General features: G+C 53.5%; 24 protein-coding genes, 1 tRNA gene and 3 pseudogenes. 9 read left to right on the forward strand and 19 right to left on the reverse strand.

Going from position 1 to position 18,770, the window contains the following annotated elements; genetic code table 11:
- Positions 1-585: phage tail protein (locus ACZ6J2_RS13755; RefSeq protein ID WP_471725976.1), on the forward strand; the 585-nt coding region annotated here is incomplete at its 5' end.
- A complete protein-coding gene (locus tag ACZ6J2_RS13760; RefSeq protein ID WP_471725977.1) occupies positions 585-1,184 on the forward strand; it encodes a tail fiber assembly protein in 600 nt (199 codons plus the stop codon). The genes ACZ6J2_RS13755 and ACZ6J2_RS13760, both read left to right, overlap by 1 nt.
- Positions 1,185-1,270: 86 nt before the next feature.
- Here ACZ6J2_RS13760 and ACZ6J2_RS13765 read toward each other — a convergent pair whose 3' ends face one another.
- From ACZ6J2_RS13765 to ACZ6J2_RS13845, 17 genes and pseudogenes are all read right to left on the reverse strand, one after another.
- Positions 1,271-1,465 (reverse strand): hypothetical protein, encoded by a 195-nt coding sequence (locus ACZ6J2_RS13765; RefSeq protein ID WP_471725978.1) that lies wholly within the window; start codon positions 1,463-1,465, stop codon positions 1,271-1,273.
- Positions 1,452-2,405, reverse strand: coding sequence for a phage tail protein (locus ACZ6J2_RS13770; RefSeq protein WP_471725979.1), 954 nt, complete (start codon positions 2,403-2,405; stop codon positions 1,452-1,454). The genes ACZ6J2_RS13765 and ACZ6J2_RS13770 overlap by 14 nt, the downstream gene beginning before the upstream one ends.
- Positions 2,402-3,010, reverse strand: a complete 609-nt coding sequence (locus ACZ6J2_RS13775) for a phage tail protein I (protein WP_471725980.1) — start codon at positions 3,008-3,010, stop codon at positions 2,402-2,404. Before ACZ6J2_RS13775 ends, ACZ6J2_RS13770 begins: the two co-directional genes overlap by 4 nt.
- Positions 3,003-3,911, reverse strand: coding sequence for a baseplate assembly protein (locus ACZ6J2_RS13780; protein ID WP_471725981.1), 909 nt, complete (start codon positions 3,909-3,911; stop codon positions 3,003-3,005). Before ACZ6J2_RS13780 ends, ACZ6J2_RS13775 begins: the two co-directional genes overlap by 8 nt.
- A 5-nt stretch (positions 3,912-3,916) precedes the next feature.
- The gene (locus ACZ6J2_RS13785; RefSeq protein ID WP_023309241.1) at positions 3,917-4,267 is read right to left on the reverse strand and encodes a GPW/gp25 family protein; all 351 of its coding nucleotides are present in this window, start codon (positions 4,265-4,267) and stop codon (positions 3,917-3,919) included.
- Positions 4,264-4,905 carry a phage baseplate assembly protein V gene (locus tag ACZ6J2_RS13790; protein WP_471725982.1) on the reverse strand — a complete coding sequence of 214 codons (642 nt, stop codon included), beginning with the start codon at positions 4,903-4,905 and terminating at the stop codon, positions 4,264-4,266. Before ACZ6J2_RS13790 ends, ACZ6J2_RS13785 begins: the two co-directional genes overlap by 4 nt.
- Before the next feature lie 112 nt (positions 4,906-5,017).
- On the reverse strand, positions 5,018-5,485 hold the full coding sequence (locus tag ACZ6J2_RS13795; RefSeq protein WP_471725983.1) for a phage tail protein: 468 nt from the start codon (positions 5,483-5,485) through the stop codon (positions 5,018-5,020).
- On the reverse strand, positions 5,448-5,693 hold the full coding sequence (lysC, locus tag ACZ6J2_RS13800; RefSeq protein WP_229226321.1) for an Rz1-like lysis system protein LysC: 246 nt from the start codon (positions 5,691-5,693) through the stop codon (positions 5,448-5,450). The genes ACZ6J2_RS13795 and lysC overlap by 38 nt, the downstream gene beginning before the upstream one ends.
- On the reverse strand, positions 5,581-5,994 hold the full coding sequence (gene lysB / locus ACZ6J2_RS13805) for an Rz-like lysis system protein LysB (RefSeq protein ID WP_471726046.1): 414 nt from the start codon (positions 5,992-5,994) through the stop codon (positions 5,581-5,583). The genes lysC and lysB overlap by 113 nt, the downstream gene beginning before the upstream one ends.
- Positions 5,995-6,002: 8 nt before the next feature.
- Complete coding sequence (locus ACZ6J2_RS13810) at positions 6,003-6,512, reverse strand: lysozyme (protein WP_048981243.1); 510 nt, start codon at positions 6,510-6,512, stop codon at positions 6,003-6,005.
- Entirely contained in the window at positions 6,496-6,717 is a 222-nt protein-coding gene (locus tag ACZ6J2_RS13815) for a phage holin family protein (RefSeq protein WP_029741404.1), read from the reverse strand. Before ACZ6J2_RS13815 ends, ACZ6J2_RS13810 begins: the two co-directional genes overlap by 17 nt.
- Positions 6,708-6,911, reverse strand: a complete 204-nt coding sequence (locus tag ACZ6J2_RS13820) for a tail protein X (RefSeq protein WP_023309248.1) — start codon at positions 6,909-6,911, stop codon at positions 6,708-6,710. Before ACZ6J2_RS13820 ends, ACZ6J2_RS13815 begins: the two co-directional genes overlap by 10 nt.
- Before the next feature lie 179 nt (positions 6,912-7,090).
- Entirely contained in the window at positions 7,091-7,531 is a 441-nt protein-coding gene (locus ACZ6J2_RS13825; protein WP_033146693.1) for a DinI-like family protein, read from the reverse strand.
- 109 nt (positions 7,532-7,640) lie between these two features.
- Positions 7,641-9,829 (reverse strand): annotated as a pseudogene (locus tag ACZ6J2_RS13830) (replication endonuclease).
- Between the two features lies 1 nt (position 9,830).
- Positions 9,831-10,052, reverse strand: a complete 222-nt coding sequence (locus ACZ6J2_RS13835; protein ID WP_059347618.1) for a TraR/DksA family transcriptional regulator — start codon at positions 10,050-10,052, stop codon at positions 9,831-9,833.
- On the reverse strand, positions 10,052-10,279 hold the full coding sequence (locus ACZ6J2_RS13840; RefSeq protein ID WP_029741400.1) for a DUF2732 family protein: 228 nt from the start codon (positions 10,277-10,279) through the stop codon (positions 10,052-10,054). The genes ACZ6J2_RS13835 and ACZ6J2_RS13840 overlap by 1 nt, the downstream gene beginning before the upstream one ends.
- A 68-nt stretch (positions 10,280-10,347) precedes the next feature.
- Positions 10,348-10,686, reverse strand: a complete 339-nt coding sequence (locus ACZ6J2_RS13845; protein WP_471725984.1) for a DUF5347 domain-containing protein — start codon at positions 10,684-10,686, stop codon at positions 10,348-10,350.
- Positions 10,687-10,913: 227 nt separating this feature from the next.
- Between ACZ6J2_RS13845 and ACZ6J2_RS13850 the strand changes: the two genes are divergently transcribed.
- The 6 genes and pseudogenes from ACZ6J2_RS13850 to ACZ6J2_RS13875 all read left to right on the forward strand — a co-directional run bounded on the left by ACZ6J2_RS13850 (position 10,914) and on the right by ACZ6J2_RS13875 (position 15,480).
- Positions 10,914-11,489 (forward strand): phage repressor protein CI, encoded by a 576-nt coding sequence (locus tag ACZ6J2_RS13850; RefSeq protein ID WP_059446178.1) that lies wholly within the window; start codon positions 10,914-10,916, stop codon positions 11,487-11,489.
- 2 nt (positions 11,490-11,491) lie between these two features.
- Positions 11,492-12,503, forward strand: a pseudogene (locus ACZ6J2_RS13855) (phage integrase).
- A gap of 238 nt (positions 12,504-12,741) precedes the next feature.
- On the forward strand, positions 12,742-13,257 hold the full coding sequence (locus tag ACZ6J2_RS13860) for a hypothetical protein (RefSeq protein ID WP_251854123.1): 516 nt from the start codon (positions 12,742-12,744) through the stop codon (positions 13,255-13,257).
- A gap of 8 nt (positions 13,258-13,265) precedes the next feature.
- Positions 13,266-13,613 (forward strand): hypothetical protein, encoded by a 348-nt coding sequence (locus tag ACZ6J2_RS13865; RefSeq protein ID WP_087823167.1) that lies wholly within the window; start codon positions 13,266-13,268, stop codon positions 13,611-13,613.
- 260 nt (positions 13,614-13,873) lie between these two features.
- Positions 13,874-13,988 (forward strand) — tRNA-Met (locus ACZ6J2_RS13870).
- A 322-nt stretch (positions 13,989-14,310) separates the two neighbouring features.
- Positions 14,311-15,480, forward strand: a complete 1,170-nt coding sequence (locus ACZ6J2_RS13875) for a DNA repair protein (RefSeq protein WP_471725985.1) — start codon at positions 14,311-14,313, stop codon at positions 15,478-15,480.
- On the opposite strand, the gene ACZ6J2_RS13880 is transcribed toward ACZ6J2_RS13875, so the two are convergent.
- Entirely contained in the window at positions 15,481-16,245 is a 765-nt protein-coding gene (locus ACZ6J2_RS13880) for a siderophore-interacting protein (protein WP_471725986.1), read from the reverse strand.
- Positions 16,246-16,392: 147 nt separating this feature from the next.
- On the opposite strand from ACZ6J2_RS13880, the pseudogene ACZ6J2_RS13885 reads away from it, so the two are divergent.
- Positions 16,393-16,886: pseudogene (locus ACZ6J2_RS13885) on the forward strand (PadR family transcriptional regulator).
- On the opposite strand, the gene ACZ6J2_RS13890 reads toward ACZ6J2_RS13885, so the two are convergent.
- A complete protein-coding gene (locus ACZ6J2_RS13890; protein WP_471725987.1) occupies positions 16,883-18,442 on the reverse strand; it encodes a methyl-accepting chemotaxis protein in 1,560 nt (519 codons plus the stop codon). The pseudogene ACZ6J2_RS13885 and the gene ACZ6J2_RS13890 overlap by 4 nt on opposite strands.
- Positions 18,443-18,770: the final 328 nt, after the last annotated feature.

Genomic DNA, 18,770 nt, shown 5'->3' on the forward strand with positions numbered 1-18,770 from the left:
AAAAAGCATATTGCTGCTGATAATCCGCATAAACAGTACCCTTTAATCGCCAATGCGTTAAAAGAAATTGCCGCTGCAGGGTTGAGCGCAGAGGTTCTCAAAAACCTTGGTTTGGGAGAAGGCTCTGCTTTGCCGGTTGGCGTCCCCGTTCCGTGGCCGTCAGCAACTCCACCGACGGGGTGGCTTAAATGCAACGGAGCGGCGTTCGCGGCTTCCCAATATCCGAATCTGGCTCTGGCATACCCAACCCTGAAACTTCCAGACTTACGAGGGGAGTTTATCCGTGGCTGGGATGATGTACGTGGTATTGATGCTGGTCGAACGCTGCTTTCTCTGCAGCTTGATGCCCTTCAAAAAATGACTGGTTCAGCAAGTAATGGTGCTGCAACTGGCTTCGTGAATAGCAGCACGTCTAATGTTATCGGGGTTTTTAAACGCGGAAGTTCTATTTACCCAAATACTAACGGACAGAATTCCGATTATCAGGGGGTCGATCTTGTCTTTGATTCATCCCTTGTCGCGCGTTCTGCAGCAGAAACTCGTCCGCGCAACATCGCATTTAACTACATCGTGAGGGCCGCATAATGGCGAAGGCAAAATTAAACAATGAGCTTATTGCTACAGTGACCGGTGATATCACTGTGTTTAACTACGATGGTGAGACGCGCGAATATATTTCCTCCTCGGTTGAATATTTAGCGGAAGGTGTAGGTATTCCAGCCTTGTCATGCATTGATGCGCCTGGTGAAATTAAAGAAGGTTTTACAATTTGCCGCACCTTTGACTTAAACGGATGGGAGTACATCGCAGATCATCGCGGTAAAACTGTATATAGCACAAAGTCAGGTGAGAAAGTCACGATTTCACTACCGGGTGATTATCCGAAAGATACGACGACACAAGCCCCTGGAACGCCATATGATAAGTGGAATGGCAGAGAGTGGATAACCGACGCAAAAGCGAAACACTTTGCGGATGTGGTAAAGGCTGAACAGCAGAAAACTGCATTGCTAGCGGAAGCGTCTGCAATTATCGCACCATTGGTAGATGCTCAGGCTGGAGGCTACATTGATGATAAAGATATCCCACGTCTGACTGAATGGCAGCGGTATCGTTATACGCTAACTAAGGTTGATACCGATACCGCTCCGAATCTTAACCTTCCACCGAAACCCGAGGTATAGGTCATTCAATATCGGGTGCTTTTGATGTGTCAATAACCATCAGCAGCACCTGATATTTTCAGCACTCAGCCAGAAAACGTATTCATTTATTCGTTGCCAGAGACATCAGATTTAATTTCCACAAGGATTGGTTCGCCTTTTTCATTAACTGCAAGCCGCATTCCCTCCGGTATTTCTTGTATTCTGAAAAACCAGTTATCCTCAGGGAGTTGAATAGCACCTCCAATATCGTGGAAACCATGAATGACCTCCGTCATTGTGATCGGATTAAATAGGCGCATAGTAAACTCTCCACGAAAAACCATTATTTGATGGGGCACCCGTTGCGGCCATTGTGCAACGAGCTTTGAAACCGACATTTGTTGTTAAAGCATCAATGATCATCGATGAATGAGCATAGTTTGGCGTAGTGCCGGGATCAGCAGAAAGACGTTCGGCAATGCTGATATAGCGGCTTATACCTGGCAGCGCAATTGGGTAATTAACCGTTGCCAGGCCGTTATCAAGGATTACACCATACCCCATAACCTCAATGGCTCCATCCGACCATATTACCCAGACTCCATTTGCGTTACTTCCTCGACTGGTTACGTATTTAGCTTCTCCCAAACCAAGGTTTTTGAGAACCTCTGCGCTCAACCCTGCAGCGGCAATTTCTTTTAACGCATTGGCGATTAAAGGGTACTGTTTATGCGGATTATCAGCAGCAATATGCTTTTTCATCTGATCATCAGCGTAGCCCTTTACCTCAATAACTTTATCGTCAACGTACTGACGCGTTGCCAGCACAACCGACGGATCAATTTTCAGGGAAATTGACGATGTGCTCGACACAATCAGAATCATGCGGATGGTCTGCGTGCGGCCACTGCCTTCCTGCAGCTGAGGCTTGTATGTCTCCGGGCAGTTAGCCACGGCGATCAGAATGCCGTCGTCGTCGTAGAGACCGATCTCTCGGATCCAGAAACCGCCCTCATTCTCGGGAATAATCTGTTCAGCGATGATCTGGCTGGTATTGTTTGGGTCAACAGCGAGCAGGTTCAGCGGCGCTATGCGTTTTTGGTTGACGAGCTTCGTCTGCGCCGGGTCGGGGGTTGGCAACGTTTCGTTGGCGTCGCCTACCGCCATTTGCGTCAGGTTGAGTTGCGTACCAAGTGCCGTCGCGTTAGCTAGCCGCGCCGCGCCCTGATTCGTCAGTATGGCAAAATATTTTGCGGTCATGCGTTCACTCTCAGGTTATCAATCAAATGGATGGCCGAGGCCGGGTAATAATCACCACCGACAATAAGTTCCTCAGTGGTATAGGGGTAAACAGCCAGCGCATCGCCGTGATAGCATCCTGCGCCGACATAAAACTCTCCCGTTGAGCTCAGGCTGATAGCCAGCCCGGTCATGTGTCTACTTGCCGGTTTGGCATCCTCAATGAGCCGTTCAAGCTCCTGATACATTTCGTCAGTGATGCCGTTATCAAGCACACCGACAACCAGACGGAATGTGCCAGGCTCCTCACCGAGCTGCCACCACTCGCGCACCTCAATCAAAAAGCCAAGCGGTTCCACCACACGACGCAATGCGCTGATGGTTCCTTTGTGCTGATGGACGAAAAACGAGGACGCACAGACGCTGCGCTTGGTGCTCTCCGGCCACGCCTCATCCCAACGGTCTACCGACAGCGCCCATGCCAGGTAGGGAAGTAAATTCACCGGGCACGCGCTGGGGTTCCATAAGGTGCGTAGCGGTACAGGCACACGCTCAATTTTCGAGAGCGCAGCGGCAGCGGCGACTTCCAGCGGTGAGGACCCAACGGGTAACAGCCTTTCACTCATCCGAACCCCCGATCGCTATCTGATACGAGGTACAGTTCGAGGCCTGCGACTTACTCAGTACAATGTCAGAGTGGGGAGATTCCAGTTCAACGCGCTGCACGCCTTCAACGTGAAGTGCTGCATAGATGGCCGAGAGACGAATATCGCGTCCAAGGCGATGCTGTGCGCTGATATAATTCTGCAGCTTCTGCTCTGCAGCTTGCCTGATGGGTTCAGCTTCTGGTCCGGGATAAACGTAGAGCGTTGCGTTTATCTTGTAAGGCACAATTTCTGCTGACTGGACAGTTACACGATCGCCGACCGGGCGGACGGTTTCAGCGTTAAGCGCTTTTTCAACAACCGCCAGTAGTTCAGGACGAGCGGTACCATCACCCTCACGGGATAACACCGAAATCGTCACGTATGCGGGCTGAGGGCTTTCAACTGAAACGTCAGCGACCCGTCCGTCGGCGCTTCGACCATGATATTCATAGGCTCCAACCGGCCCCGCGACGCTCAATCCTTCAAATGCCTGCTGCGCACGCAGCCGCAGGTCAGCATCAGACTCCATGACGGCAGCCGTTGGCGGAATGGTAGTGTCATCGCCCGGGGTGATGGTCAGGCGTTCGGTATTATTGTTTCCCGCAATAACGTCCAGATCGCGACCGGAAGAATAGGCCAGCGTCACGGCCAGCGCAGCCTCATTAACCCGCTGGCGCCAGATGACTTCCCGGTAGGCATTCTCCTGCAGCAGCTTCACAATCGGCTCGGATTCCAGCGTCAGCGTCCGTGCAATCGCTTCTCGCTCCTCTTCCGGATAGAGGGAGACAAAGGTGGCCTTTCGTTCTGCCAACAGCGTTTCATAATCCACCTCCTCCACGACATCAGGCGCGGCGAGCTGGCTCAGATCAACAATAGCCATAGCGTTTAACTCAGTGAAATGGTGATAGAAAAGGATTGCCCGGAGGTCGGACGCGTGCCGGTGATATCGACATACAACGTCCCGTCGTTCTCCGAACGCTCGAAAGTGATGGCCGTCAGGCTTATTCGCGGCTCCCATTTCTGGATGGCGGAATAACAGGCGGCCATGATTTGCAGACGCAGCGCCGGACTCTGCGGCCTGTCGATCATCGCCGCCAGCAGCGAGCCGTAATCCCGCCGCATGACCCGCGAGCCAATCGGCGTAACCAGAATGTCGCGCACGCTTTGCCGGATGTGTTCCGCCTCTGAAATGCTCAGCCCGGTCTGCCTGTTCATCCCCCTGTAACGCACCGTCATTGTGTCCCCTTAGTCCAGCTTCCGCCGCTTTGCACACTGCCGTGCGCGTGGTTATCCACCTGCACCCCGTTGGAGGTGAATTTACCGCCGGAATGCTCAATATTTCCGGCCATCACACCGCCCTTCTGCACTTCAAGAGAGGCAGTAATTAACTTGTTGGTACACACCACTTCAGGCGTATCCAGCGTGATGCGGGACGTTGACGTCACCCTCACCTCCGGCACGGTGGCGGTCAGCGATTCAGTGGCGGTAATGTCGGCCGTTTTAATGCCTGCAACCGTCAGCGCCCCGCGACCGGGTTCGTACTCGATCACCGCGCCGTCTGGGAACGAGACGTGGAACGCGTCAGGCGACCCGGACGGCGCCGGATGGTCGTCAGAGAAAATGCCGGGCAGCACAAAGGCGGTATCAAGCTCGCCGCCGATGGCCAGCAGCAGCACCTGTTCCCCTTCAGAAGGGGCCCACCAGACGCGCGAACGTCCCGCACGACAGGTGAGCCAGTTCAGCCAGGTGGTTTTCATCCCGCCGGTCTGGACACGACAAAGCCCTCTGCTGAGGTCAACATCGGTCACAACACCGATACGAATAAGATTGCGGATCGCGCGAGCGATGCCGTTCATGGAAGTTAATGTATTCATGAGAAGAGAATGCCGTTCAGGAGGAACGGCAGCAACGAGACGGGGTTTTCTGCGGGATGATACAACAAGCGGTCCAGACGGCAGGCGCCAGGCGGCCTTCAACGCGGGTAAATTACTCCTCCCACTGGCTGACCAGCTCGCCGTTGACGTACAGCGCCTTCGGCCGCGTGACGGGCTCCGGCAGCGGCGGCTCGGGGGAATACGTCGCGTGCAGAGCGCCCTGCTCCTGGGAAACAAGAATACGCTCGGTTAATTGCACGCTGATGGTGATATCCATCGTATCGTCATCGTTTAAGACGACCGCGAAGGTGTAGCCGTTTTTTCGTCCTTCATCGAGGGTAAAAATATCCGGCTGGTTTTCCCGAAGCCAGGCCAGCACCGGGACGAAAAATCCCTCGCTGTCGCCGGTGAAGCCGCTGACCTCCGCGTTCAGCGCATACCGCTTTTCAAAGGAGAGCGAGGAGGCCTGTCGGGCGTCAATATTGCCGCCTCCGACCGACATCTGCAGGCGCTCCGGGTTGGCATTGAGTTGGGGGATCGCGTCAATTAATGCCTGACGCAGGCTCTTGAGTTTGTGCATCGAGTTTATCCTGACAGTCTTTAATGGTTTCAACCTGCAGCGCGCAGGCGATAAGGGCGTATTCCAGCCTGCGAATATCCGCGCTGAGATCGCCGTTAGTGGCGGGTTCGCTTCCCGGCATCGGGCATCGGCTCACCTTCGGGCAGGCGTTGTAAACAATGGGCTGCGGAGGCGCAGGCGGTGCGGGTGTGCAGCCTGCGGACAGCATCAGGCAGCTGAGCGGTATACCAGCGGCGTAACGCTTCATTTTCATTGAGTAATCTCCCGATAGTCGCTTCCCGTCTTGCCCTCTCCTCGCCCGCGGTGACAAGCTCCTCACGGAGCCTGACCTGGGCATTTTCATTTGCTCTGGCCATCCGCTGCGACAGGGACAGCTGCTGGTTAAGCGTGGCGAGGGCCGTTTTTTGCTCGCTGGCGACCCGGTTGGCCGTGGCTAAGGAACGGGACAGGTTCAGGTTGTCATGACGAAGCCACAGCGTGATGGCCAGCAGCCCGGCCAGCGCCAGCATGAGCGTTCTCACGGCAGCCCCTTCATGCACCAGGCCTTCTCGCGGACGCGACGGTTTTCCAGACCGGCATTTTTGACGCCGTTGACGTACACCCAGCGGGTAAGCTGCCCGCATGCCTGCGGCCACTGTTTACGTTTGATAAAGGACACCAGCGTCGAACGGCAGGCGGCGCCTGCGCCGACATTAAAGGTAAAACTCACCAGCGCGTCATAGACCCTGGGTGGCATCTCCACCGGCGCACACGCCGCCAGACGCCGCTCAACGTTGAGCACATCAGCGACCAGATTTACCGCAGCCTCACGCTCGGTAATGTCCCGCGTCGGCACAACGTTTGCCGTGTGGCCAATGCCGGACGTCCATACGCCGGCGCTACACCGGTAGGGCGAGAGGCGACATCCTTCGAGATCGGCAATCAACGCCAATCCTTCCGGGGACGTTTTCAGTAATCGAAAGTCAGGCATCAGCACCGCCAGGGCCAGCACGCCGGCGACGCTGCAACGCTTAATGATTGAGTTCACGAATGCTCTTCTTATCGAGGCCAAGAGACTGGAGATAGCGCCAGGTTTTTCGCTTAAACCAGTAATTCGTTAATGCGGTAAAAATGGCGCACAGACTCCCCACGTACAGCGCGACTTTTTCAGGAGACATCGCCCCGAACCAGGCCAGCGCCACGGCCAGCCAGTAGGCGATAAACGTGGTGATTTTCTCCAGGCTCAGTCCCATAGGTTTACGGATTCTTTTGTGGGGGCGCTATTCACCTCCGGCATCTCTACCGGCGTGCCGTGAGGCAAGATAACGCCTAACTCCGCGAGGCCAGGATTGGCCTTCAGAACGGCTTCCACGACGCCAGCCGTGCGCCCATAAAAGCGGGCGCAAACGGCATCAAGCGTGTCCCCCTGCATTGCATAGATTTTCATCAGACGCTCCCAACATCCGGTTTCCAGGTACAGTAGAGTTTCCCGGGCCAGCAGGCTTTTCGCTATCGCTGTCGGATGGACAATCGCGGGCACAACAGATCGTCCGCGAGCGGCGAAGCGTGGTTCAACGGAAGCGCAAAACAGGAATGAGGGTGTTGGTACGGGTGATGACGCCGGGGCTAGCGCCAGCTCTCGTCTTCCCAGACTTCCCGGAGGATAGCGTCCAGCGCCTCGCGATCGGCTTCTTTTTCAAGCCCCTGGAGCTCGACACCCGTCACCGATCCGATTTTCACGTTCACCCGCGATGACGGAAACAGGGAGCGTATTCTGCGGGTCAGTTCGCACTGAAAGGCCTCAACGACGGCATGATCGATCTGCTGATCTTTATCGAGAGTAATGTTCACCCGAACGTTGCCCTCTTTTTTGATTCGTTCCGGAACAGGCGATGCTGAGAATACAACGGTAAATGCGTTGTTCTTGATTAAATTTCCCCGCGCAATCTCAGCAATCAAATTCAGGGCAATCTCACGATCTCTTTCCTGACACGTTCCTTCCGTCGTCAGTCGCGCAATCAGCTCGACTCGTTCAATCATGACCTGCTCGTTCAACTCTCTGTCCACACAACCTCCACCACGAGATACTGTATAAACATACAGTAGCACGTATTCACAAAAAGAGTGAAGCGAAAAATCAGAACCCTTCACGGTATGTACATGATATGGATGGAGATTAGCGTGCCCTCTGAGCGAAGAGATCCGTTAAAAGCCCAATACGTTCAAGGATTTTCCGCGCCTTTTGCTGGTAAGAACACGGTGCCGGAAATAGCGATCCGTCAGCTGCGCCCCTGCACCATTTATCGTTAAAGCGGCTGATGCCTCCCGCCATCAGATGCAGGGCTTCTGCCCGGCTGATGGCTATCCCGGTGGCGAGCCGTATCTCATCGATCACCTTCTCCGGTACCCCGTTCTGCGGGTCGCTCGCGAAGACGACGGGCGCTGTCGCGCCAGGGCGGATGAATTTGATGCGTTCGGTTAACGCCCGCCTCGCACGTCGGCTGAGGGGTTGAGAAAGATCGGTCTGCGTACAGTTATTGACAGAACTCCGAGAGGATACGGGCGCGTCCTTAAGATCCGCGGCCCGCTTCGGCACAATTTTCCACTGCGTGAGCCGGGTTAAAACTGGGCTGCCCGCGCCAACGGCAGAATCGTATACGCCGCGGATGCGGACCGTTTCCTCGCCGTACTGGTTAAACCCGGCGCGCGGCTCATACAGCGTGCGCACCTGTAAATCATCGCGACGCACAAACGGCCCGCCCTGCGCAGTAACGTAACCCGCCCAGTCCCCGGCGTCGGCAGCCTCCTGGACGGCAGCAAACTCAACGCTCAGACCGCGCGCGCCTCGGCATCCACCAGACGCCGCAGCTCGCGGTAGACCGTTACCGGCGCGCCGCCGATGAACTGAAACTGGCGAATGTGCCAGCGCCCTGCCCAGGCCGACACGGCGGACGCCGTCTCCTTCAGCAGCCCGCCGCTTTCGTTATCGGTCTCGCCATCGAGCGCATAGCCGTCGATATTCTTTGAGATGTATTTGGCGATATAGCCGGTAGCGCTGCCTTTCTGCGGATCGATCGCGTCCGCGTGAAAGCGCGCCTGTCTGGCGCTTTCGCTCTGCAGCTCAGCGCCATCCTCCTGCCGGGCGTAATCCCCGATAATCCGGCGAACGCATTCGACGTCTTCCGGCAGCATAAACATCAGCATGTGCCAGTGGGGCGTACCGTCGTGATGGGGTTCCGCAACGCGGATACCAAAGATACGGCGCCCGTCCCGGTGCAGTTTTGCCCGGATGCGCGCCCACAGTCGGGTAAAGTAGAGTTGCGTATCCGCCGGGCTGGCCCCGTTCCACTTCGCGTTGGGGAAGCCTGATTTCAGCGTCGCGTGATACTGCGCGGGCGCGGTTAAGGTATAGAACTCGCCCGCGTAGCCCAGCGCCTCACAGATATTTTCAAACCCGCGGATGCGGGTCATCAGTTCACAGCGACGTATCGCCGGGTTGGCCGCCGAGCTGTCGTATTTTTCAATCAGGCTGATGCGGTTGCCCTCTTCATCTTCCAGCTCCATGCCCTTGAGAAATTCGCGCGTGCGGCGCTTCTGCTCGCGCCACTCGGTCACGCAGCGTTTGCTCGCATACGCCGTTCTCCGTTTGCTGACGTTGCCGAGGGCAATCTGCAAATGCTCGCGCCAGGCAGCCGCGATCCGACGCAGGCGCCCGCGCCACCACGCCTCGGAAAACATGCGGATCACCGCCGCGGCAACGTCATCTTTGTTGAAAAACGTCTTCGACACCCGCTCCCAGTGCGGAGGCGACACGTTGAACTGTCGGGCGATCAGTCCGGCGCGCTGATACCAGACGTACAGCGTCTGGTATTCGCCCATTTCGGCATCGTTAATATTCGCCAGCTCGCCGCGAATAAAGCTGGCGATATCTGCGGCCAGCAGGTCGATGTCCGCGCGGGACATATCCGGAAGGCGGTTATAGCGGGCCACCAGTTCGACCATCCGCGAGGCGAGGTATTGCAGAAGCTTGGTGTCGAAATGGCCGTCAAACACGGCCCTCGAGACCTCGTCGTGCAGGCCTGTGCAGGCATAGCGTTCAGAGACCCGCCTCAGACGGGGTAACATCCTTTTGCAGAAGCGGATCAAAAAGGCGTTAGCCTGCGGGCTGCCCCTATGCTGTTCGAGGGCGTCAACCGTGCGCCAGACCTCGAAGCGTACGCAGTCAGGCTGCTGTGAGAGGGAAATTCTTGCCTCCTGCAGCGCCGCGAAAAGGCGATCGCGGCGCTGCTGTTGGGCGTGGGTGAGATAAGGGCTGGCAATGGCCGACCGTGGGGCATTCCACGGATAAGCAAATGACGTAGCCAACTTATCCTCCCCGGACGTGTTTATTTTTTATCTCTGCGATCTCCTGGCAGGTTACGCACAGCGCTACGCCGGGCACCGCTATTCGGCGCGCCTCCGGTATCGGCGCCTCGCAGTCCTCGCAGAGGAAACGCGAAGGCGATACGGGTCGTCTGCGGGCGCGATTAATGTATCGCTCTCTGTCTTCCTGCTCGCGCGCCTGCGCAAGATCGATAAAATCGGCCATCAGTGCAGCTCCTGGGATTCACGCTCGTAGCGAGCCGCCTCGTGGCACAGCAGTTCGGCAACGTCTTCTCCGCTCATGCCGGTTTTGTAGATATGGCTCGCCAGCGCCTCCAGACGCAGGGAGACCGCGAGGGCTCGCGCGCATCGTTCCTCTGTTTTTGCCTCTGCCAGCAGACGCTTCAGTTCTTCACTTCCGGTCGGATAAGGGCGGTTTTCACTGTTTCGCATCACGCGTTCTCCTTAAATTCAGGCAAAAGGATGCCTGGCGGGTTTACGCCATTAGGTTTCTGGTTGGGTTATATCGGCATGGTCAGCCGTTCAGGAAATAAACTCACAACAGCACGAAAATGATTCATGGCGTTAATCAGCGCCCTTTTCTCCTCTGTGGTTAGCTCACTGAGCTCGCACTCATGACGGGCGACGGGCAATCTCGCCAGGAAAAAGAGGGCGGCCAGCGCCCTGCTGTTCTCCTCAAAACAGGGATCGCGCTTATCGCGCAGCTCAGCCATAAACCGCGCCAGCTCTTTTCCGCTATCGCACCCGTATCGGGCGCGCAGTTCAGCGACGTGGTTAAGCCCGCTAAGGCGAGCTCCCACGCTAAGTGGAACCCTTGCACGGGCAGCTTCTATCGCCATATCTCCCCTCGCGTAAACTCACGCACGCCAGTGCGCTGAAATCGGGCAGAGCACGGTTTTTTCCGCCGTTTGATGATTGCGATTTCAGATGCCATGCTGCATGATTCCCATTTTGATAATGTCTGCAATCATTAGCCTCTGCTTGCCAACGTCTGCCGCTGATTGCCCGAATTTGCAATGATATTAATACCCAAATGAGTATTAGTAAACACCCAAAGGAATATATTTTGATTTTAGATTCTCAAGTGAATAATGAAGAGTTACTCGATAGAATCTGTCAGGTATATGGTTTCACGCAGAAAATCCAGCTGGCCCGGCACTTTAATATCGCCGCCAGCTCGCTTCAGAACCGCTACGCGCGCGGTACCGTCTCTTACGACTTTGCGGTTCAGTGCGCGCTGGACACCGGTGCCAGCCTTCGCTGGCTGATGACCGGACAAGGTGCACAGTTTGAAGGTCATCCCGCGCCGGGCGATCCGGTTTCGGTTTCCACATTCACACTGAGTGATGGAAGGCTGGAAGAAAATACCACTTTGAGTATCGACTCTGGTTTCTTTAGCAAGCCGCTGGCTCGCGGCATCGCCGTTCGGGCGGAGGGGAAGCTGCACTTTGTTGAAAAAGAAGCATCGTTAACCGACGGCCTGTGGCTGGTTGAGATTGAAGGCACCGCCAGCATCCGCGACCTCACGCTGCTGCCGGGTAAAAAGCTCCACGTGGCGGGCGGCAAGGTTCCGTTTGAATGCGGTATCGACGAGATAAAAACGGTGGGTCGCGTGGTGGGGATTTACAGCGAGGTTAATTGAGGGTGGGTCGTGAGAATCCTACCGGCGGTTGGATTTGCGAGCACTTACCAGACGGTGCAAAAGGCAAACGTATCAGAAACAAATTCGCCACCAAAGGCGAGGCGCTGGCGTTTGTACAGTACACCGTCCAAAACCCGTGGCAGGAATAAAAAGGAAGACAGGCGCACGTTAAAAGAGTTGGTTGACTCGTGGTATAGCGCTCGTGGCATTACCTTAAAACATGGCTTAAAACGCCAGTTAGCGATGTACCATGCTTTTGAGTGTATGGGCGAACCACTCGCACGCGATTTCGATGCGCAGATGTTTTCCCGCTACCGTGAAAAACGATTAAAAGGTGAGTATGCCCGTTCAAACAGAGTCAAAGAGGTATCGCCTCGCACGCTTAATCCAGAGCTGGCCTACTTCCGGGCAGTGTTCAATGAGTTACACCGCCTCGGAGAATGGAAGGATGAAAACCCACTGAAAAATATGCGCCCATTCCGCACAGAAGAAATGGAAATGGCCTGGCTAACTCACGACCAAATTTCGCTACTTTTAGGAAAGTGCAAACGGCATGACCACCTTGATTTAGAAACCGTGGCACGAATCTGTCTCGCCACTGGCACACGGTGGTCTGAGGCCGAGAGACAGAGAAAAAGCCCGCTCGCGAAATACAAAATCACATATACCAACACGAAAGGCAGAAAAAACCGCACTGTTCCCATTAGCAAAGAGCTTGATGACTCTCTACCTGATGATAAAAAAGGTCGGTTGTTTAATGATTGCTATGGCGCGTTCCGGTCTGCGCTGGAAAGAACAGGCATCGAATTACCGGCAGGGCAACTTACCCATGTTTTACGCCACACCTTCGCCAGTCACTTTATGATGAATGGTGGTAATATTCTGGTCTTGCAGCGCGTGCTTGGGCATACAGATATAAAAATGACGATGCGCTATGCGCACTTTTTCCCTGAACTTTTGGAGGATGCTGTAAAATTAAACCCTATAGATTTCAAACATGAAACTTACAAATAAGGAGTCTGGACCAGACAAACAAAATGGTTTCAACCAATCCAATGAAAGATGCTGCTATCAATATCCTTGATTATAAAACATTCATATTTACGCATACATCCATTGATAATCATAGATAAAAAGCATACCTCCTCCTTTACGCAAAAAATTATTGACAATGCAATTGACAACGACCAAACACAAACCATAATTTCAACTGCAGTAGATAATGTTATATAAATAAATGCTCGGAGGAATTATGTTCAAAATTGCCCGACAGCAAGTAATGCTTACATTAATTTTTATATTTCTTTTCATGACTGCATCATGCACAGTAAAGTTATCACCTGACTATGATAAGGATTTATCTACATCTTTGTCATCAATTAATACCGAAATGATGGTTTTTTTTGCTTCCATTGATGAAGGAACCCATAGCACAAACTTTGGGGATAGAAAACAAACCTACTCCAAAATAAAAGGAAAGTTAGAAGCTCTCGTAATAGATTTAAAGTCAAGGCCAACACCTTCCATAAATAATATGGAGGCGATAAATGCCATATTAAAAGCAAATAAAATTCCAATATTGCCTAATGATATGAATTCCCCGCCAAGTGTTGAGTCAGTATTATCAGTTTCAAAGACAATAAAACAAATGGAAAGTACAGATAAATCACAGGGGTTGACATCTTTTGAAATACAAGCATTCAAGAATCAAATCAACATATACATGTCACAAGCCATTACTTATGAAAATTTCTTGAAAAATAAATAGAGGTCACCATGTCGATTGATATAGATGAATTAGTTAATAATTTTAAAGATAAAGCTAAAGATATATTAAAAGTAGATGTTAGCTATGTCCGTGGATTTAGCCAAGATCAACTTATTGCAATAGCCCAGCAAGCACAGTTTGTAGCCATTGGAATTAAAAGTGGCCAAATCACTAAAGAAACTCAACAGTTTTTTTTAGATAGTCTAGATGATATGCTTTTGAAGTTTGCTAACACTTTAAGAGGACTGATGATGGTTACAATTGAAAAACTGTGGAATGCGTTAGTTCAGGTTTTATGGGATGCCATTTCAAAAGCAGTATCCCTAGAATACAAAATTCCAAATATAACTATTTAAATACTGTTGTGTTTAAAATTGTGAGAGTTGTTAAAGCACACCAACTCTCACATTTTCAATAATATAATACTTAGTGAATATCTCCTTAATGTAAGCTCTTATAACAGACAACCAACATTCATAGTTACGCATATACTCATGTAATATAACCTATAGTTTTTTCTGATATCATCTGCAGCACGAACACTATCCTAGCTTGAGGAGCCAGGAATAAATGGCGATAAAGTGGCGGTAGAAATGGCGGATAATGGGTAATCATTGGCAAACAATGGCAATCTATGTCAATGATAAATAACGCAAACTATTGATTTTCGGTTGTTCCGTTAGGAACTCATAATCGCCTGGTCGCTGGTTCAAGTCCAGCAGGGGCCACCAAATTTTAGTTTTAGAATCATAAGATTAAACCACTCGATTGAGTGGCTTTTTTTGTTGGGCGAATGATGGATGCCCCCTTGTTGTCCCCTGACTTTTCCCCAGGCATTCGCCAGGCTGTATCCCGCCTCTGATTTTTGTTGCACCCTATGCGAGCACATTCGGAATCAATCACACGTAGCCCGGCCTGCCGCTCACCCTCACAAACCCTAAAAACTAAAGAAATCCCCCATCGCGCCGATCATCATCCGTGTGTATTATTTCCTGTAGCTTTTACAACAACTAACCTTAACTCAAATACTTAAGCGCCAAAGCGAAAGGCATCATGAGCACACCGATCAAACGGCTAGAAATCATTAAAAATGCCATTGAACTGGAAGATGACGACATCATCCAGAGCCAGCTGACACGCCTGAAAAATGAAGCGTTTGACGATGAGCTACAGGCAATCGTCGTGGCGCTTGAGGAGAAGAACTACACCTCTGCGATGGCGGCAATTACCGCCTGGCTGCAGGGCCAGCGCGCCGTGACTCAATGGCGCGATCCGCAGGTGGCCGCCAGCAAGCTGGAGCTGAAGGCGCTGGAAGAGCGTCTGCGCGATCTGATTGACCGGCGCAACGCCCGGGTGCAGCAGCTTGATGAGTTCAACGATCTCTATTTTTCTCGCCTCGGACCGCTGATGCAGCAGATCCTCGCCCTGCGTAAAACGCTGGCCGAGCTCAATCTGCGCCGTCAGCAGGCGGAAGCGCGTCGTCGCGAGGAAGATTACCGTCGCTGCCAGCGCTATATGGCGCAGGCGGTAGAGGTGCTGGCGACGCTGACCCAGCGCTGGCGCGATCTCCCGGCGGACTCCGTGCAGGCCGCCGAGGCGCGTAAGCATCTGGAGCAGCAAAGCAATCTGATTGCCAACCTGCTGGCCGAAGCGCTGGAGCTGGAGAGCGGCTTAACGCGCGAAGAGGAGCCTGCGCGTCAGGCGCGCGACGAGGCGAACGAAGAGTACGAGAAGTATCGCGAACAGCATCACGATGCCGAAGTGCGGCTGCGCAAAGGTAAGCATCTTTCACAAGAGGACCAGAACGAACTCAAGCGTCTCTGGCGGCAGGCGAGCAAGCTCTGCCACCCGGATCTGGTGGCGGACGATCTGAAAGAAGAAGCCAACAACATGATGGTACAGCTTAACCAGGCGAAGCAGCGCGGCGATGTGAAAGCCATTCGTTCGCTGGTGGCCCGCCTGCAGCAGGGCTTCGAGCCATTGATGGCAAGCGACAGGCTGAACGATCTGGAACGTATCCGCAAAAAAATGGCGCAGGTTCGCGAGCAAATCGACATTTTAGTGAACGAGCTGGCGGAGCTGGAGAAAGAGGAGTCCTGGCTGCTGGTCTCGTCGTTGAGCAATATGGAAGCGTACTTTGCTCAGCAGGAGAAAGCGCTCCACGAGGTCCGCGCCTCGCTCGAACATCAGGTGAGCGAAGCGCAGCTGGATTCGGCAGCCTGATTATTTGGCGTGCCAGTATGCGCTGGCACGCACCAGCTGTGGGTCAATTGCGTCGGTTTCAAACTGACGGCTCAAGCGTTTCACCACCTTCCCTTCCCCGGTCAGCCAGATAAAGTAATCGTCCCCCGGAACGGTCAGCGCCGCCAGATGGTCAGCGACTGCCTGCTCACTGTGGCCCACCACCCACGTGATATTGAACGCGCTCAGGTCCGCCAGATAGTCCTGGTACGATTCATCCCCAACCGTCACGACCGCGTGTATGTCCGGGCGAACCGGCAGTTGAGCAATGCTCTCTAAGCGTCGGCGCAGCGCGGGCATGCCGGATTCATCGCACACGTACAGCTGCCAGGCGTAATCCTCCGGCACCACCAGCGAACCGCGCGGGCCGCCGATGGTCACCTTGTCTCCCGCTTTCGCCTCAACCGCCCAGCTGCTGGCAATGCCGCCGTCATGAATGAAGAAATCGAGAACCAGCTCATGATTTGCCTCATCGTATAGCGGCGTATAGTCGCGCGCCTGCGGACGCACGCCGTCGCCCCAGTCGATGCCTTCATCGGTGACCACCGGCGGCGTAAACGTCGTCCCGGGTGCCGGGAAAAAGACTTTGGTATGGTCGTCGAAACCGCGGGAGCTAAAGCCCTCCAGCTGCTCGCCGCCTAAAACAATGCGCTGGAAACCCGCGCTGGGGCGCTCAACGCGGAGCACCGTCAGCTCGCGAAAGCGCAGGTCATTACGAACACGCTGTGGGTAACGGGTAGATGCCATTTTTAGCCCCTTTTCTGGTGAATACGATATATCTAAATCAATTTTCAAATGATAATGATTACTAATAAGCAAAAATGCAAGATCTTTTAGATTGCATCTGAATATATCTTAGATATAGTTTAGATATATCAAATTAAAGAGGCTTCTATGCGACACGAACACGACAGCGGCGGGCGCCGACCGCGCTTTTTCGGCCACGGCGATCTGCGGCTGGTGATTCTGGATATCCTGACCCGCAGCGCGAGCCACGGCTACGAGCTGATCAAAGAGATCGAGAATCTGACCCAGGGGAATTATACCCCGAGCCCAGGAGTGATCTACCCGACCCTGGATTATCTTCAGGATCAAACCTTTATCACCATTACGGAAGAAGAGAACGGTCGTAAGACGATTACGATTACCGCTGAAGGACAACGCTGGCTGGACGAAAACAGGGAACAGCTGGAACAGATCCAGGTGCGTATAAAAGCCCGTTCCGTCGGTTTCAGCTGCGCAAAAACCCGCAGATGAAGCGGGCGCTGGATAACTTCAAAGCGGTGTTAGACCTGAAGGTGAATCAGGGAGAGCTCAGCGACGCGCAGCTCAAGCAGATTATCGGCGTTATTGACCGCGCGGCGCTCGAGATCTCCCAGCTGGACTAAGCCGGAGCGTGCTCGCTCACGCGGAAGACGCGTACCAGTTCCTTCAGGTGCATCGCCTGTTCGTTAAGCGATGCTGCCGCCGCCACAGACTCCTCCACCAGCGCGGAGTTCTGCTGGGTGGTGGCATCAATCAGGCCAATCGCGCTGTTAATCTGCGAGATACCTTCCGTCTGCTCGTGGCTGGCCTGGCGGATTTCGCGCAGGATCGCGTCCATCTCTTCCACGTTGCCGACCATCCCGTTGATCAGCGCACTCGCTTTTTCAACCAGGTTCATCCCGTCCTGGGTCTGGCTGGTAGAGCTCTCAATCAGCTCGCGGATTTCGCTGGCAGATGACGCGCTCTTCTGGGCAAGCTGGCGAACTTCACCCGCCACCACCGCAAAGCCGCGACCGTGCTCGCCGGCGCGCGCCGCTTCCACCGCCGCGTTCAGCGCCAGAATATTGGTCTGGAAAGCAATAGCGTCAATCAGGTCGATAATGTCGGACATTCGGTTCGACGTCTCGTTAATCAGGCGCATTTTGCTGGTCACCTGCTTCATCATCTCGCCGTTGTTTTTAACCACCGTGGCGGCATCGGCCGAGAGGTTGGTCGCTTCCCCTGTATGCGAGGCGGTATTTTTCACCGTCGCGGTAATCTGCTCCATCGAGGCGGCGGTCTGTTCTACAGAACTTGCCTGCTCTTCCGTGCGCGCGGCCAGATCCTGGTTTCCGGCGACAATCTGCGCGGCTGCGCTGGAGATATTCTCCGAGCCGGTTTGCACCTGCTGCACGATGTCCAGCAGTCGCGTTTTCATCTCCATTAGCGCATGCAGCAGCAGACCCGTTTCGTCTTTTCCGTGTGGCGTGATGCTGCCCGTGAGATCGCCCTCAGAAATGGCTTTTGCAAAATGCACCGCCTCGCCGAGCGGACGAGTGATAGCGCGCACGATAAACCAGCCAATCAGGCTGCCTGCCGCAACGCTAAAGAGCGTGAGCAGGATCAGCAGCAGACGGTTAGACCTGAAATCCCCTTCCACCTGCGCGCCGGCACTCTGCATCTCGCTGTTTTGAATGGTAATCAGCTCCTTCACCTTCGCTTTATAAGCCTGCTGCACGGCGAGGGTGGTGGTCATCATCTCCTGAATAGCGCCCGCACGATTGTTGTTCTGCACCGCCTGCAAAATGCGGTAGCGCGAGTCCAGATACTGCTGGCGCACGCTGCGGATCTCCTCCAGCACCTGCTGAGACTTTTGATCCTGCAACGCGTTGTTCAGCTCGCCCAGGATCACCGTGATGTGCTCGCTGATCTCTTTCAGGCGCTGCTGAGATTGCCCCGTATAGGTGCCCTGCTCGTCCAGCAGCATCAGCTGTTGAGTGCTAATAAATTCCTGGAAGTTATCGATTAACTGGTTCGCTTTTACCGTGGTCGGATAATCGCTGGTAATAATCGATTGCATCCCGTTATTAGCCCGGTTCAGGCTCAGCAGAGACAGGCTCGCACTGATGGCCATCAGGACAATAAAGAACCCGAACGCCAGAAATAATTTCGTGCCGATCTTTACGTCATGTAAGAACATATTTTCTCCATCGATGTGATTATTTCTCAGACGATCGCTGTTATCGGTAACGATTTCGCTAACTTTATGAGTTTGATCGTTTTTTTATTTCATAACCGTCACAATGGATAGGTAGAGACTATTAATATTGCTCCATCGATCGTTACCAGACCACTGGAGGGGTATTTTCCAAAATAGCGTTCTGGATAACTGACTTAGGCAGGGATAAATAACTGAGGCGCTTTCTTTACTTATTTAATATTAAATTAACAATAAACCACATTAATAGTCACAATCAGAAAAATAAAACGCCGCTTATTCCTTACGGAATAAACGGCTTTTTAGAACA

It is taken from the genome of Enterobacter sp. E14S, from assembly GCF_055666685.1.